This window comes from Streptococcus sp. F0441 (assembly GCF_000314775.2).
Classification (GTDB): domain Bacteria; phylum Bacillota; class Bacilli; order Lactobacillales; family Streptococcaceae; genus Streptococcus.
Window position 1 is genome coordinate 1,201,399 of the sequence record NZ_KB373321.1, and the last position, 15,253, is coordinate 1,216,651.

The window sequence follows — 15,253 nt, forward strand, 5'->3', positions numbered from 1 at the left end:
TCTATAATGGAGAGAAAGGAGATGACTATGACAGAAATAAAACATGAAATTGATGCAAACTTTGCAGGCCGACTCAATATCCTGCGCGCGGGTGTTCTCGGTGCCAATGATGGAATTATTTCCATCGCTGGAGTGGTAATCGGAGTTGCCAGTGCGACAAGCAATATTTGGATTATCTTTTTATCAGGATTGGCGGCTATCCTCGCTGGTGCTTTTTCAATGGCCGGTGGTGAATATGTCTCTGTATCCACTCAGAAAGACACGGAGGAGGCCGCTGTTGCCAGAGAACAGCTGCTCTTGGATAAGGACATTGAATCTGCAAAACAATCCCTCTACGCAGCTTACCTTCAAAATGGTGAGTGTGAAACGTCCGCCCAACTCTTGACCAACAAAGCCTTTTTAAAAAATCCCCTCAAAGCCTTGGTCGAAGAGAAGTATGGAATCGAGTACGAAGAGTTTACCAACCCTTGGCATGCTGCTATCTCTAGCTTTATCGCCTTTGTACTGGGAAGTCTTCCTCCTATGCTTTCCATCACCGTCTTTCCAAGTGACTATCGTATTCCAGCAACTGTTCTTATCGTAGCCCTTTCCCTTCTCGTCACTGGCTATACCAGTGCTAAACTAGGCAAGGCACCTACAAAAACTGCCATGATCCGTAACCTCTGTATCGGACTTCTGACCATGGGGGTAACCTTCCTCTTGGGACAACTCTTTAGTATTTAAGATAAAAGAAATACCTCGACAAGCATCGAGGTATCTTTTTTACATTTGCACAATCTTGCGATAACTTCTTGAGGTAATCATAAAGATTAAAACATAGACGATGAGGAAGATAGCACAGATGGACAAAGTGACAGTCAACATCATGGTCGCATCTAGCACCCCAATGACTTTTAGAATGAGGCTAAGCATATGATAGGCAAAGGCAAGGTGTAGGAAAGCAAAGAGCAATGGGAGGAAGAAAACAGTTAGGACCTGTTTGTTGATGGTTTGCTTGATTTGCTTTTGATCGAGACCGACTTTTTGCAAAATAATGAAGCGTTCACGGTCTTCATAGCCTTCAGAGATTTGTTTGTAGTAGATGACAAGAACAGTTCCCACCATAAAGATGATAGAGAGGAAAATACCGATAAAGAAAACTCCACCAAAGAGAGCACTCACCTGCGCACTGCTATCAGCCAGATTACTTCCGTAAACATAGCTTCCTTCTTTGTTTAATTCTCTATTAAAGTTGTTGACGAATTTTGAATAGTCATCTGCAATTTTAAGCTGCTCTTCCTCGCTATCCGTTACGTTCATACCACCGTAGTATTGATTAAAGATGGAAGAATTAGGATACTGGTCAAGAAAGGCTTTCAAGTCAGGAACAACCAGATAGTTATAGTCCGAAGTTAGAATATTGTACTGATTTGGGACATGTTCAAGAATAAAATCATTTTTGATTTCTTCCTTTATTGTATAGGTCTGGTCATTTAGAGTCAGTTCTTTCTGTCCTTGAAGTGCTTTGTTTTTAGTAAACAATCCGACTTCCTTACCTGAAAGTGCAAGTTTTTGCCCCGTCATATTCTCATAGTCTTTTTGATCAAAGACCATAAAAATAGTTTTCGGTTGAACACGATTTTGACCTTTCTCAAAGATTGTCAATTTCGTACCCTCTTGGTTTGCCACACCAAAGTTACTGTATGTAAGGACTTCTTTCTTTGTGACAGTCAATCCTTTATCGCTAGCATACTGGTCTAGGAGTTTATTTATGTCTTCTTTTTCAACATTCTGTCCTGTAATTCCAAAATCATGTGGATTCATGACTTTCTTGAAAGTTTCAGAGCCTTTAAAGATACTCGTTGCAGCAGACATAGTCACCAAGACCATGGTTGAGAGAATAGCAATCGTCGCTAGACCAACAGCATTTTTCTTCATACGAAAAATGAGATTGGATACGGAAATCATGTTGTTAGGTTGGTAATAGTAACGCTTGTTTTTCTTCAAGATTTGTAGGAAAACTGTGATTCCTGCATTGAAGAGAAGATAAGTTCCCAAAATTACCAACAAGACTGCTACAAAGAAAATCAGAACAGCAGAAAGTGGATTTTCAACTGTAACTGCTAGGTAATAACCAGCTCCCAAACTGATTAGACCTAGAATGGTTTGAAGACCTAAGAAACGTCCTTTTTTCTCACCACTGGCTTTTTCACGAGAGAGCTGAAGAGCATTCATACGGGCGATGCGAAAGGCATTGATAAAAATCAAACCTAGGAAAATAGCGCCAAAAACGATAAGAACTAGGATAAAGACAATTGGTTGGAAAGTCGAAACGAGCTCTACCTTCATTTTCATCAGCTTCAGAAGAAGGGCGAAGATTAGCTTATCAAAGAGAGCTCCTAGGCCGAGACCAGCTGTCAGCGTTAAGGAACCAAAAATAAGAAGCTCCTTAAAAACCATACTGATCAAATGGCGCTTTTCAAGACCCAGCATACCATATATACCCAGCTCTTTGGAGCGGTTCTTCATGACAAAACTATTGGCATAAAGGACAATAATTCCAGAAGCGATGGTAACAACCACCATACCGAGAGCCAGGGTCATAGAGATAGTTTCTCCCCCTCGGATCTTGCCAATGTTAGGATTAAGTGACAAAGAGTAAAAGAGATAGGTGATGGTCACTGCTAAGAGAACAGCAAGGGCAAAGGGATAGTAGAGTTTGCGGTTTTTAATCAAGTTAGATACCGCTAACTTATTGGTTAATCGGAACATACTAATTCACCTCGCTTGCCATAACGGTCAAAGTATCAGAGATTTCTTGGAACATCTGACGCTCTGTCTTATCTCCACGGTAGATTTGGTTGTAAAGAATGCCGTCCTTGATAAAGAGAACGCGCTTGGCCCTGCTGGCTGCTGCGGTTGAGTGAGTTACCATGAGAATGGTTTGCCCGCGCTCATTGATTTCATCAAAAACATCCAAAAGAGCTGCAGATGACTTGGAGTCAAGAGCTCCTGTTGGCTCATCCGCAAGGAGAATTTCAGGTTCAGTGATGATAGCGCGTGCTACTGCTACCCGCTGCTTTTGACCTCCTGAGATCTCGTAAGGATACTTCTCTTGCAATTGGTTGATGCCTAAATTTTCAGCTGTTACCACCAATTTCTTCATCATCTCTGTGATGGGTTTTCGTGATAAAACTAGCGGAAGCAAGATATTGTCCTTAACAGACAGGGTATCTAGTAAGTTAAAGTCTTGGAAGACGAAACCTAACTTCTCACGACGGAAGCTCGAAGCCTGAGAATTTTTAATGGATGCTGTGTCTGTTCCATTTAGGTAAACCTGCCCCCGAGTTGGTTTGTCCAGCATAGCTAGGATGTTGAGTAGAGTAGACTTCCCTGAGCCAGACTCTCCCATGATGGCAACGTAGTCACCCTTTTCCACAGTAAAGTGAATGTCCTTGAGGGCCTCTACTTGGTTGCCTTGGAAACGTGTTTTGTAGATTTTTTGAACGTGTTTTACATCTAAAAGTGTCATGATTTTCTCCTTCTTAATATCCCATCAATTGAAATTGTGCTTGCATCATAGCGCATCCTAGTTGAACACGCTCGATATCTTTTTGACTTGGTTTTCTTCTTTTCTTTTGTATAATTCTTTTCATGGTTTTGCTCCTTTGTTCTTTATGAATCTAGTTTATCGCAAAAAAAGACGGCTTGCCATAACCTAACCTTACAAAAGAGACTTTAATCTTACATTTTTGTAAGATTGAAGAATATCAAGCAATTTCGCTATCAATATTTTACCATAAATGCAAAACAAGAAGAAAACCCTTGTTTTTACAAGGGTCTTACTATGAATATACTTTTGATAAACAAGGTTACTTACTTTTCTATACCTCACCAAAACCAGCCATCATCATCATTGATTGGTTGGGCTTCTTTGATTTTTCGTGGTCCTGTTCCGTACATTTCGGCTTCAATGTCTTCCTTAGTTGGTAGGATAGAGGCAAGGATGATGTAGATTATCACTCCGACTCCAAAATTTGCTACGGTAAAAATGGCGAAGAGAAAGCGGACTAGGGTTACATCAAAATTCCACTTGTCTGATAGACCAGCTAAAACTCCTGACACCATGCGATTTCGTCTCATTTTATAAAATTTTGTATTCATGATTGTTTCCTCTTTCGGTATTCTTACAACTAGTATAGCATGAAACGGAACCAAGAACATCAGTCCTTAGGCCGATTTAAAATGACGAGTTTGCCACGGCAGATGCCACAGCGATAGCGTTTCGTGTCAATCTTCCTCTTTCGTTGATAGGATTGCTGGCAGGATTGACACTGATAGACTAGGTAACTACTTTGGGCTCTCAAAGGTGGTACAAAGCGCAGTCCATCCACTTCTTTCAAAAGTTCCTTAAAATCTAGATCCTTATGTCGATAACCCTTTTTCTGAAAATAAAGGTGGTAGTGACAGAGTTCATGACGTACGATTTTGCGAAAGACTTCCAATCCTAGTTCGTTATAAACCTTGGGATTAAAATCCAAATGACCATCTTTGGGGAAAAATCGTCCACCTGTCGTTCGCAGACGAGAATTCCACTGAGCTTGGTGCGTGAAAGGTCTACCAAAGTCTTCTAGGGAAACAGACTTAACATACTCAGTCAGATTCATCTGGAGCTAAGAGCGACAGATTAACTTTTTCACGTTCAGTATCGATTTTCTTGACCCAAACCGTTACCAAATCTCCGACCGACACCACTTGGCTGGGATGTTTGATAAATTTACGACTCATATGGGAAATATGAATCAAGCCATCCTCGTGAATCCCGATATCAACGAAGGCACCGAAGTCAACGACATTCCGTACCACACCTTCCAACTTCTGGCCGACTTTTAAGTCTTTGATATCCAAGACATCTTGACGGAGAACTGGAGCATCAAAAGAATCACGGAAATCGCGACCTGGTTTGAGAAGGTCAGCAATAATATCTTTAAGGGTTTCTGGGCCAAGTTCTAGCTCTTGCGACACCTCCTTGACTGAAAGGGACTTCAGCTTATTTTGTGCCTCTTCATTCAAGTCCTTAATATCCAAGCGTTTGAAGAGCTCCTTAACCGCAGTATAGTTTTCAGGGTGAACTCCTGTATTATCAAGAATATTGCTACTTTCAGGGATACGGAGGAAACCAGCAGCCTGCACAAAGGCTTTGGCACCTAGGCGAGGGACCTTCTTAATTTGAGCGCGTGAAGTGATTTTTCCTTCTTCCTCACGGTATTTGACGATATTTTCAGAGATAGTTTTATTGAGTCCAGCTACATGGGAGAGAAGTGCTGGGCTGGCTGTATTGACATTGACACCGACCTGGTTAACCACCGTATCAACGACAAAGTCCAGACTTTCAGACAATTTCTTCTGACTGACATCGTGCTGATATTGCCCGACACCGATTGACTTAGGATCGATTTTGACCAATTCAGCAAGGGGATCTTGCAAACGTCGAGCGATAGAGATAGCAGAGCGTTTTTCAACGGTTAGTTCTGGAAATTCCTGACGAGCTAGTTCACTAGCAGAATAGACCGAAGCGCCACTTTCATTGACGATAACATAGCTGACTTCTGGAAAATCTTTCAGAACTTCCGCTACAAAGGCTTCACTTTCCCGACTGGCCGTCCCATTTCCGATAGCAATAATTTCCACACTGTATTGACCAATCAAGTCTGACAAATCTTTCTTGGCTTCTTCAATCTGACGAGCTGATGCTGGTTTTACTGGATAAATGACTTGGGTCGTCAGCATTTTACCCGTCGCATCAACGACAGCTAGCTTGGCGCCTGTACGAAAGGCGGGGTCAAATCCTAGAACCACGCGCCCTTTCAGCGGAGCAACCAAGAGGAGATTGCGCAGGTTGTCAGAAAAGAGTTGGATAGCTCCTTCTTCTGCTTTCTCAGTCAATTCTGTCCGAATGCGTCGTTCGATAGCAGGCAAGACCTTTTTCTTAACTGACTGTTGAACAACTTCATCTATATAGGCATTTTTCACCTTGAAACGGGCAGCAAAGAAAGCTAGAATACGATCTGTCGCGTGCTCAAAACCGACTTTTAAGACGCCTAGCTTCTCCCCACGATTGAGAGCCAAGGTACGATAGCCCTGCATATTGCCAACTGTCTCTGAAAAATCGTAATATATCTGAAAAACTTGTTTTTCATCGAGATTTTCATCCTTGATTTGCGAAGTGATTTTAGAGTGTCTCAACACTTCCTGATAGGTCAGTGAGCGCAAGGTCACATCTTCAGATAAGGCTTCGACCAAGATATCAACTGCACCAGCCAAGGCTTCTTGACCAGTCGCAAATCCTTCACAGACAAACTTCTCAGCTTCTTTCTCTAATCCATCTACGTTTTGCAAGATCAAGCGAGCAAGAGGAAAGAGTCCAGCTTCACGAGCAATGGTTGCCTTGGTCCGACGCTTTTCCTTATAAGGAAGATAGAGTTCTTCAACGTCTGCTAATTTTTCAGCTGCCAAAATAGCTACTTCCAATTCCTTGGTTAGCTTGCCTTGTTCTTGAATCTTAGCCAAGACAGCTTCCTTGCGGTCATTAAGATTTGTCAGACTTTTATCCAAGTCGATAATGGCCTTAATCGCCACCTCATCCAGACTACCAGTCATGTCCTTTCGATAACGCGCGATGAAGGGAATTGTCGCTCCTTCAGCCGTCAAACTAAGAACGGTATCAATTTGCTTTAAGGTTACTCCCAAATCTTGGGAGATTTTTTCATATTTTTTGTCCATATACCTATTATACCATAAGGAACTGCTCTTGTTTTGCCTTACCTGTTTTTGCATCTTTGATTATCAAAATAATCCCATTTCCACAAAATAATAGTATAATAGAGGTAGAATGTAGAAAAGAGGTAGGCCCATGGCTGTTAAATTTACAAAAACGGATGACTTGGACAAGATGTTTGAAGAATTCGCCAAACTTCCTGACTTAACACAAGTCACTTTCCCAGATGACAAAAACAAAAAAGAAAAAGTTGAGAAGAAAAAATAGATGACTGTTTTCCAATCTCTTCCTCCTAGCATCTTACAAGCAGGGGCTATTTTTCTCTCCATCATGATTGAAGCCCTTCCTTTTGTCTTGATTGGAAGTCTTATTTCGGGATTGATTGAGGTCTATATCACACCTGATAAAGTTTATGAGTTTCTTCCTCGCAATCGTTGGGGAAGGATCTTTTTTGGTACCTTCATTGGCTTTCTCTTTCCATCCTGCGAGTGTGGAATCGTTCCGATTATCAATCGTTTTCTGGAAAAGAAAGTACCCAGCTACACAGCGGTTCCTTTTCTGGTGACTGCTCCCATCATCAATCCTATCGTTCTTTTCGCTACATATTCTGCCTTTGGCAATTCAATAAAATTTGCCTTCTTGCGAGCTCTGGGAGCTATTGTGATTGCTTTGGTGCTTGGGATTTTCCTAGGATTTTTCTGGAAGGAACCCATTCAAAAAGAAAATCCTATTTCTTGTCATGAGCATGACTTTTCACACTTGAATCCTGCTAGAAAGGTCTTTCAGGTCTTTATACAAGCTATTGATGAGTTTTTCGATATGGGCCGTTACTTGGTCTTTGGCTGTCTCTTTGCGGCCATTGTTCAGGTCTATGTCCCAACTCGGATCCTGACCTCTATCAGCGCAAGTCCAATACTTGCGATTCTCTTGCTCATGTTTCTAGCCTTTCTCCTCTCTCTTTGTAGCGAGGCGGACGCCTTTATCGGTGCTTCTCTCCTCTCGAGCTTCGGCCTAGCGCCAGTCCTTGCTTTTCTCATCATTGGCCCCATGCTTGATATCAAAAATCTCCTCATGATGAAACACTATCTCAAAGCGCGCTTCATCTGGCAATTCATGGGCATCGTGACAGTGCTTGTCTTGCTTTATTCTTACATGATAGGGGTGATGCTATGATCCGATTTTTCATTTTACTGGGTTATTTTGCCCTAACTCTGTATCTGCAGCTATCTGGCAAGCTCAGTCACTACATTAACCTCCACTATTCCTATCTAGTCTATATCTCAATGGTCCTTTCTCTTCTGTTGGCTCTGGTTCAATTCTATATCTGGATCAAGAAAATCAACTCTCACAGCCATTTGGAAAGTCGTCGAGCTAGACGAATCAGTATCCTGTTACTGTCACTACCTCTGTTGATTGGGGTTGCCTTTCCGACAGTAAGTTTGGACTCGAGAACTGTATCTGCCAAAGGTTATCATTTCCCACTTGCTGAGGGAATCAACACAGCCATTCAGGCAATCGAAGGAACATCCAGTCAATACCTTAAACCCGATACCAGCACCTATTTTTCTAAATCTGCTTATGAAAAGGAAATGAGGGCTACAGCTGATAAATACCTCTCCCAGGCAACAATTCAAGTCACTGATGAAAACTATATGGAGGTCATGGAAGTTCTCTATGACTACCCTCAAGAGTTTGAAGGAAAGAAAATCGAGTTTACAGGCTTTGTTTATAACGATCCTAGCCATCCAGATAGCCAGTTCCTCTTTCGCTTTGGCATCATCCACTGTATCGCAGACTCTGGAGTATATGGACTCCTGACCAAGGGGAACTCACGCCAGTATCCTGACAATACCTGGATTACCGCCAGAGGAACCCTGACCCTCCACTATCATAAAGAACTCAAACAAAAACTCCCAACACTGGAAGTTGAGAGTTTCACAAAAGTAGACAAACCAGAAAATCCTTATGTCTATCGTGTGTTTTAATAAAAAGAGACAATATTAGAGTTTCTGCATTACAGAATTCTAATATTGTCTTTTCATTTTTTCTTATGCTCTTTCAATCCAGCATACTATCTTACTTTTTGACCTTTTCTCTGACAGAATGTTCAGAAACCCATTTAGAATAGCTTATCATTTTTTCATCAGTTAAAGCTTCTACCGCTATAGTCACGCACATATCAACCGCTTCTTCCACGGAAACAGAAAGGTGATAACCATTTAATTGTAAAAACTTCACCAAAACAAAGAAGGCTGTTCGTTTATTGGCGTTTGCAAAAACATGCTTCTTTATCAATTGGACAAATAATATTGTTGCTTTATCAAAAATTGTTGGATAAAGAGGCTTGCCAAAAACAAATTGTTCTGGTAAATTCACAATCATATTTAACGCTGAAGAGCTAACTGTTTGAATTTGCTCCTTTGGAGAATACCGTTGAATTGCTAAAGCATTGATTTTTTCAATTTGCTTTTCTGTTAGATAGACTGTCATTTTTCCACCAAAGCTTTGAAAACATCGTCGTATTCATCAAAAATTGTATCCAATTTTAAGTTAAAGGCATCATCAGAAACATAAGAGACCTGATGATCCAATTCCTCAGGAGTAAAGATAATTTCGCCACTTGGTAACAATTTTGCTTCATATTTAACACCACTTGGAATATTGAATTCGCTTGGAATCGTAATGGTGATTGAATTTCCTTGTTTTCTTGTTTTTACGACCATCTGATTTCCTCCTTTGAAGTATTATAACAAATAATTACGGTAATTACAATGATAGTGTAAAAGTGCTATTTCATCTCAGATCTTAACCAGAATACTCAGCATAAGTGATTTTTTCAAGGTTTCCAATTCTTCCATAGGTTTTTGAATTGCCAATTGTGATTTTGCTCTTTCTATCATATATTCAATATTTGTTAGAGGATTCTCGTTTCCTCCATTCTCTTTTCTTTGGTTTTTTTAAGTTATGAATATCACTATTTTAACAGATTTTCAATCAACCTTCAATTATGTTTCTCTCTATAAAAATTTCTTTCAAAAATAAAAAAAAAGCAAACACAAAATAGGGTTCACTTTTTTAAACTTTTCTACTCTCCATCCTTCCAGTTCCGAGCAATCTCTTCGTCTTTCTGGAGTTGGTCTACCAGTTCCTCTACGGAGTCAAATTTGACCATATCTCGGACACGGTCCAGCCAGTAGACCATGACTGTCTCACCGTAAATATCGTCTGAAAAGTCGAAAATATTGACTTCAAAACGTGGTTCTTCTCCATCAAAGGTAACATTTTTTCCAACACTTGCCATGCCACGATATCTCTGACGCTGCACTTCCACATCGACTACGTAAACACCGTCCGCTGGCATGTAAGTTCGGTCTCTTAGGACCAGATTGGCTGTTGGATAACCAATAGTCCGCCCACGAGCATTTCCATGAACGACCATCCCACGAGATGGGAGTGGTGTGCCGAGCAGATGCTTGACTTCCTTGACATCTCCATCAAGAATAGCTTGACGAATCCGTGTAGAACTAATCTTGCCCTTTTCGTCCTCAACCGGAGGAACAATGATGATCTCTCCATCAAAATAATCCTTCAGGTCATCCGCAGTTTTCTTGTCTGAACCAAAGGTGTAATCAAATCCTGCTACGATAATGGATGGTTTTAAAGCTCTAACATAGGTATCAAAGAATTCTTGACCTGTTAAACTAGCAAATTTGCTACTAAAGTCAAGTAAGAAAAGAGCCTCTACCCCATGCCACTTCATCTTGTGCTCCCGTTCCTCATGGTTGACAATATGAAGCATGAGCTCAGGTTGGTAAGGTTGTAAGGCAAGTTTTGGCGACTCCGTAAAGGTCATCACGACAACTGGCAGATAGTCCTTCATCGAAGCCTTGCTGGCCACTTCAAAAAGTTTCTGATGCCCCTTGTGGATACCATCAAAATAACCTAGTACAAGGACTGTTTTTCCCGGTACTGCAATGTCTTTTTCGTTCTTAATAGGTACTGTTGTAATCATGAAACTATTATATCATAGAGCAAGTCTTTTCGCTAAGAGGAAATCCCAAATGTCGTTTTTTGCGTCTGAACTGACCTTGATAGACAATTCAAGTTATGAGTTTTAAAAAATAGCACCTCCTAAGAGATGCTATCGTTTAGTAACTAGTCTACTGTCTCTTCCAAGTCTTTTAACTTAACTGAAACAATCTTAGACACACCTGATTCTTGCATGGTAACTCCATAGATAGAATCCGCTGCCGCCATCGTTCCCTTACGGTGGGTCACTACGATAAACTGGCTATCCTTGTCAAATCGATTGAGGTAATCCCCAAAACGTTTAACATTGGCTTCATCAAGTGCCGCCTCTACCTCGTCCAAGATAACAAAAGGAATAGTTTTGACTCGGATAATTGAGAAGAGCAAAGCCAGAGCCGATAGGGCTTTTTCACCACCACTCATGAGGTTGAGAGATTGGATTTTCTTACCTGGTGGTTGGACAGAAATCTCCACACCAGCTGTTAAAAGATCGCCCTCAGTTAATATCAAGTCTGCCTGACCTCCACCAAACATCTGTCTAAAGGTCACTTTAAAGGACTCACGAATAGCTTCAAAGGTTGATTTGAAGCGTTCCTTAACCTCATCATTCATCTCTGTGATGGTCTCAAGGAGCAGGTTTTTCGCAGACAAAATATCATCTCGTTGGCTATTTAGGAAATCCAGACGGTTGTGAACTTCTTCGTACTGGTCAATAGCATCCAAATTGACTGGACCCAGTGAGCGAATAGCCTTCTCCAAATCCTTAACCTCTTGCTCTGCCAGATTGAGATTTTCCAGTTCATGAGCCTTTTCTAGAGCCTCTGTGTAGCTGATTTGGTACTGGTCAGTTAATTGAGCTTGTAGATAGCGTAAGCGTTCGCTGACCTTTTCTTTCTTAGCTTCAGCACGTGTTTGCTTTCGAATCCACTCTTCATTCTGCTGACGAGCCTGGTCCAAATGGCTGGCAATATCATCCAGCTGACCTTCGATATCATCCAACTCAAACTGCTTACGAATCAGACCTTGTTGAAGATTGGCTTTTTGAGTTTTGGCCTCTTCCTCCTGCTGGCTTAGTAAAGCCGTATCCACTTTCTCAAGATTATCAACCTTTTCTTGGAGGAGACGCTGGATTTCCTCTTGCTCGATATCCAGATTATCCAGTTCCTTACCTAAGCGTTCAATATCAGTAACTCCGTACCGCTTTTGTCCTTGCAGTTCGGACTTAAGCAAGCGCGCTTGAGAGATCTGTTCCTGCAAGTTTTGATAACGTTCTTGAATTGCGTTTTTGTTAGACTTAATTTCTTCAATCTCAGTTTCCAGATTTTGCTTTTCTCTGGCAATAGTAGCAAGGCGCTCTTGGCATTTTTCCTTGTCCGCTTGCCAATCTCCTTCAGATAGGCGATTTAATTCCTCTTCTTGAAGTTTCCAAAGCGTTTCTAACTCTTCCACTTGCTGATTGGTTTGTTGATAAGCAAGATACAAGCCTTGCTCATGGATACGAGCTTGCTCACCCTGAGATTTGATGGCTTCTAATCTTTCTGTTAATACTACCATCTCGTCTTGCAAGGTCTTCAAACTCGCCTCTTCTGACCGCAAGTCAGCTTCTTCTTCAGCAATTTCTTTTTGTAATTGCTCTAGTTCTGGTTTGATGAAAATACTGTTATTTTGACGATTGGCACCACCTGCATAGGAACCACCTGTACGCAACTCTGTCCCATCCAGTGTCACCATACGAACCTGATAACGAACTTGACGAGCTGCGGCACGCGCATGTTCTACGGTATCAAAGATAGCCGTTGTGGCTAGCAAGTTTTTGAAAATGGCTTCTAGTCTCTTATCAAACGACACCAACTCATCTGCCATTCCCAGAAATCCTGGACTTGCTGCGATAGCATCTTGATTCTGACTAGAAATCGTACGAGCCTTGATAGTCGTCAATGGAAGAAAGGTCGCACGACCAGCTCTGTTACGTTTTAGGAAATCAATAGCCTTAGTTGCTGCGTTTTCATCTTCTACGATGATGTGCTGACTGCTTGCTCCAAGCGCAATTTCTAGGGCAGTTTGATAATGCACATCAAAGGTCAAATGTTCACTGACTGCACCAATGATCCCACCAAGACGGTCTTTTTCTTGGAGAACACTCTTAACACCCGCGTAAAAGTTGCTATGATTTCTAAGGATATTCTCTAAACTTTGGGCTCTAGCCTGCTTGTTTTTGAGACTATCCAGACGGTCAAAGAGTTGGCTCTGCTGGGCTTGGAAAGAAACTTTCTGTTCCTCTTGTTCCTTGGCACTAGCTTGGTAGTCTACCAATAATTTCTGAACCTGCTCCTTGGCTGTTTCAAGCTCATCCTTTTGCTGATTAGCCTTCTCTTTAGCTGTAGCCAGCTGTTCTTTCAGTTTCTCAAGTTGATCTGCTTGTTTTTGAGAGAGTTGACGGCTGTTCTCCAGTTCATTCTCTATTCGTGTCAACTGGTTTGAGACATCCGCTTCTTCTTGTAAAAGCGCCACAAAACGTTCACGCAAGAGCTCAATCATCTGGTCAGGATCATCTGAAAAAGCTAGCAATTCTGCCTCTAAACGATTGAGTTCCTTGTTATTCTCAGCTAGACTTTCCTCTAGCTGAGCCAGGTTTACTTCTTTTTCAGCCTTCTCTGTACTTAGAGTCTTTCTCTTATCTTCCAAAGCAGTCAAACGGGCTTGCGCTTCTTGTTGATTGAGGGCTGCCTGCTCGGACTCCAGTTTTGATAAGGCTAATTTTCTCTCTAAATCACTTATCAGATTCGTTAGATCCATCAAACTTCCTTGGTCTTTGGACATTTGAGCTTGGAGATCTTGGCGTTCCTTTTTAAGACTTTGATTTTCTTCTTCTAACTCTTCACGTTTTTGATAATAACTAGTCAAAAGTTCCTGAACCTGAGATAGTTCTTCTTCTGTCAGTTCTAGTTCAGCCTTGTTTTCCTTGATTTGGGCAACCAGTACATCCAAGTAAATAGCCTTACGTTGACCATCCAGGTCGAGAAACTTACGAGCATTCTCAGCTTGTTTTGCAAGAGGCTTGATTTGATTGTCCAACTCATAGATAATATCCTCTAAGCGGTCTAGGTTGTCTTGAGTTTGCTGTAGTTTGCTTTCTGTTTCTTTTCTACGAGTCTTGTACTTTAAAACTCCAGCAGCTTCTTCAAAAATAGCTCGGCGTTCTTCAGGCTTGGAGTTGAAAATCTCCTCAACCTTCCCTTGGGAAATAATAGAGAAGGAATCCCGTCCCAGACCTGTATCTAAGAAAAGGTCATGTACATCACGTAGACGGACTTTCTTGCCATCAATTCGATACTCACTATCTCCACTACGATAGATATGGCGTTCTACCTTAATGACTTGCCCTGCATCCTTGATAAAGCCATCTTCATTGTCCAAGGTCACGATAACAGAGGCATAATTGAGTGGTTTGCGACTTTCTGTTCCAGCAAAGATAACGTCAGGCATCTTACCACCACGAAGGCTCTTGATACTGGACTCTCCCAAGGCCCATCGCAGACTTTCTGTGATATTTGACTTTCCAGATCCATTTGGCCCAACGACAGCTGTCACACCTTGGTCAAAGACAACCCTGGTCTTGTCAGCAAAGGACTTGAATCCCTGGATTTCAATTTCCTTTAAATACATGAATCAGGCCCTTTCTCAACGGCATTTTTTGCGGCCTCTTGCTCTGCCAATTTTTTAGAACGGCCTTGACCTTTTCCGATACTCTTGCCCTCAACTAGAACTTCTACATCAAAAACCTTGTCATGGGCAGGTCCCGTTTCAGATGTCACCTGGTAGCGAATATCCACATCTCCATTGACTTGGAGCAACTCTTGCAGATGTGTCTTGTAATCCTTAATCATTTCAAAGTCACCTGCTTCAACCTTGGGAATCATGACTTGATAGATGAACTCTTTTACCCTAGCAACATCCTTGTCTAAAAGCAACGCTCCCAGAAAGGCTTCAAAAGCATCTCCAAGAATGGTATCACGATTACGCCCACCAGACTTTTCTTCCCCTTTCCCTAGCTTGATAAACTGATCAAACTGGCAATCACGCGCAAAACCAGCCAAACTCTCCTCACGGACAATCATAGCACGGAGTTTGGACAAATCTCCCTCTGGTTTCTTAGGATATTTTTTATACAGATATTCTGAAATCAATAATTGCAGAACAGCGTCTCCTAAAAATTCCAAGCGCTCATTGTGTGAAATTTTTAAGAGGCGGTGCTCATTGGCATAACTCGTATGAGTAAAAGCCGTTTCCAATAAATTCTTGTCTGCAAATTCGATTGCAAAACGCTTCTTTAGTACAGTTTGTAATTCTTTCATACCAACCTCTTTCTAACTGATAACAGTCTCTTTCATTATATCAAAAAAAGCCCCCTGAGTCACTTTAAAACGGAACTAGAGAGGAATTGAGCATTTTTTAGAAGATAATTTT

General features: G+C 41.4%; 14 protein-coding genes. 4 read left to right on the top strand and 10 right to left on the bottom strand.

Annotated elements, in window-relative coordinates; translation table 11 throughout:
- The first annotated feature begins 27 nt into the window (after positions 1-27).
- Positions 28-723, top strand: coding sequence for a VIT1/CCC1 transporter family protein (locus HMPREF9188_RS05790; protein ID WP_000136040.1), 696 nt, complete (start codon positions 28-30; stop codon positions 721-723).
- 39 nt (positions 724-762) lie between these two features.
- Here the strand turns inward: HMPREF9188_RS05790 and HMPREF9188_RS05795 are convergent, their stop codons facing one another.
- The 5 genes from HMPREF9188_RS05795 to HMPREF9188_RS05815 all read right to left on the bottom strand — a co-directional run bounded on the left by HMPREF9188_RS05795 (position 763) and on the right by HMPREF9188_RS05815 (position 6,762).
- Complete coding sequence (locus HMPREF9188_RS05795; protein ID WP_009730223.1) at positions 763-2,751, bottom strand: FtsX-like permease family protein; 1,989 nt, start codon at positions 2,749-2,751, stop codon at positions 763-765.
- Between the two features lies 1 nt (position 2,752).
- Complete coding sequence (locus HMPREF9188_RS05800; protein WP_009730224.1) at positions 2,753-3,511, bottom strand: ABC transporter ATP-binding protein; 759 nt, start codon at positions 3,509-3,511, stop codon at positions 2,753-2,755.
- A 359-nt stretch (positions 3,512-3,870) separates the two neighbouring features.
- Positions 3,871-4,143 (bottom strand): PspC domain-containing protein, encoded by a 273-nt coding sequence (locus tag HMPREF9188_RS05805; protein ID WP_009730226.1) that lies wholly within the window; start codon positions 4,141-4,143, stop codon positions 3,871-3,873.
- 59 nt (positions 4,144-4,202) lie between these two features.
- A complete protein-coding gene (locus HMPREF9188_RS05810) occupies positions 4,203-4,646 on the bottom strand; it encodes a SprT family protein (protein WP_009730227.1) in 444 nt (147 codons plus the stop codon).
- Entirely contained in the window at positions 4,633-6,762 is a 2,130-nt protein-coding gene (locus HMPREF9188_RS05815; RefSeq protein WP_009730228.1) for a Tex family protein, read from the bottom strand. The genes HMPREF9188_RS05810 and HMPREF9188_RS05815 overlap by 14 nt, the downstream gene beginning before the upstream one ends.
- 130 nt (positions 6,763-6,892) lie before the next feature.
- Between HMPREF9188_RS05815 and HMPREF9188_RS10660 the strand changes: the two genes are divergently transcribed.
- Genes HMPREF9188_RS10660 through HMPREF9188_RS05830 form a run of 3 tightly spaced genes read left to right on the top strand, consistent with a single transcriptional unit; the run spans position 6,893 to position 8,742 of the window.
- Complete coding sequence (locus HMPREF9188_RS10660; protein ID WP_000268697.1) at positions 6,893-7,024, top strand: SPJ_0845 family protein; 132 nt, start codon at positions 6,893-6,895, stop codon at positions 7,022-7,024.
- Positions 7,025-7,930, top strand: coding sequence for a permease (locus HMPREF9188_RS05825; protein ID WP_009730229.1), 906 nt, complete (start codon positions 7,025-7,027; stop codon positions 7,928-7,930).
- Positions 7,927-8,742, top strand: coding sequence for a TIGR03943 family putative permease subunit (locus tag HMPREF9188_RS05830; protein ID WP_009730230.1), 816 nt, complete (start codon positions 7,927-7,929; stop codon positions 8,740-8,742). The genes HMPREF9188_RS05825 and HMPREF9188_RS05830 overlap by 4 nt, the downstream gene beginning before the upstream one ends.
- 91 nt (positions 8,743-8,833) lie before the next feature.
- Here HMPREF9188_RS05830 and HMPREF9188_RS05835 read toward each other — a convergent pair whose 3' ends face one another.
- The 5 genes from HMPREF9188_RS05835 to rnc form a co-directional block, all read right to left on the bottom strand.
- On the bottom strand, positions 8,834-9,247 hold the full coding sequence (locus HMPREF9188_RS05835) for a type II toxin-antitoxin system death-on-curing family toxin (protein ID WP_009730231.1): 414 nt from the start codon (positions 9,245-9,247) through the stop codon (positions 8,834-8,836).
- Entirely contained in the window at positions 9,244-9,480 is a 237-nt protein-coding gene (locus HMPREF9188_RS05840; RefSeq protein WP_000260600.1) for an AbrB family transcriptional regulator, read from the bottom strand. The genes HMPREF9188_RS05835 and HMPREF9188_RS05840 overlap by 4 nt, the downstream gene beginning before the upstream one ends.
- A gap of 362 nt (positions 9,481-9,842) precedes the next feature.
- Entirely contained in the window at positions 9,843-10,769 is a 927-nt protein-coding gene (locus HMPREF9188_RS05845; protein WP_009730232.1) for a bifunctional riboflavin kinase/FAD synthetase, read from the bottom strand.
- Between the two features lie 143 nt (positions 10,770-10,912).
- On the bottom strand, positions 10,913-14,452 hold the full coding sequence (gene smc, locus HMPREF9188_RS05850) for a chromosome segregation protein SMC (RefSeq protein WP_009730233.1): 3,540 nt from the start codon (positions 14,450-14,452) through the stop codon (positions 10,913-10,915).
- A complete protein-coding gene (gene rnc / locus HMPREF9188_RS05855) occupies positions 14,443-15,141 on the bottom strand; it encodes a ribonuclease III (RefSeq protein ID WP_009730234.1) in 699 nt (232 codons plus the stop codon). Before rnc ends, smc begins: the two co-directional genes overlap by 10 nt.
- Positions 15,142-15,253 lie beyond the last annotated feature (112 nt).

Excerpts from the sequence above, each read along its gene's own strand:
- HMPREF9188_RS05835 (WP_009730231.1), bottom strand. The coding sequence starts at position 9,247 with ATGACAGTCTATCTAACAGAAAAGCAAATTGAAAAAATCAATGCTTTA.
- HMPREF9188_RS05840 (WP_000260600.1), bottom strand. The coding sequence starts at position 9,480 with ATGGTCGTAAAAACAAGAAAACAAGGAAATTCAATCACCATTACGATT.
- HMPREF9188_RS05810 (WP_009730227.1), bottom strand. The coding sequence starts at position 4,646 with ATGAATCTGACTGAGTATGTTAAGTCTGTTTCCCTAGAAGACTTTGGT.
- HMPREF9188_RS05830 (WP_009730230.1), top strand. The coding sequence starts at position 7,927 with ATGATCCGATTTTTCATTTTACTGGGTTATTTTGCCCTAACTCTGTAT.
- HMPREF9188_RS05800 (WP_009730224.1), bottom strand. The coding sequence starts at position 3,511 with ATGACACTTTTAGATGTAAAACACGTTCAAAAAATCTACAAAACACGT.
- HMPREF9188_RS05790 (WP_000136040.1), top strand. The coding sequence starts at position 28 with ATGACAGAAATAAAACATGAAATTGATGCAAACTTTGCAGGCCGACTC.
- HMPREF9188_RS05825 (WP_009730229.1), top strand. The coding sequence starts at position 7,025 with ATGACTGTTTTCCAATCTCTTCCTCCTAGCATCTTACAAGCAGGGGCT.
- HMPREF9188_RS10660 (WP_000268697.1), top strand. The coding sequence starts at position 6,893 with ATGGCTGTTAAATTTACAAAAACGGATGACTTGGACAAGATGTTTGAA.
- HMPREF9188_RS05795 (WP_009730223.1), bottom strand. The coding sequence starts at position 2,751 with ATGTTCCGATTAACCAATAAGTTAGCGGTATCTAACTTGATTAAAAAC.
- rnc (WP_009730234.1), bottom strand. The coding sequence starts at position 15,141 with ATGAAAGAATTACAAACTGTACTAAAGAAGCGTTTTGCAATCGAATTT.
- HMPREF9188_RS05815 (WP_009730228.1), bottom strand. The coding sequence starts at position 6,762 with ATGGACAAAAAATATGAAAAAATCTCCCAAGATTTGGGAGTAACCTTA.
- smc (WP_009730233.1), bottom strand. The coding sequence starts at position 14,452 with ATGTATTTAAAGGAAATTGAAATCCAGGGATTCAAGTCCTTTGCTGAC.
- HMPREF9188_RS05805 (WP_009730226.1), bottom strand. The coding sequence starts at position 4,143 with ATGAATACAAAATTTTATAAAATGAGACGAAATCGCATGGTGTCAGGA.
- HMPREF9188_RS05845 (WP_009730232.1), bottom strand. The coding sequence starts at position 10,769 with ATGATTACAACAGTACCTATTAAGAACGAAAAAGACATTGCAGTACCG.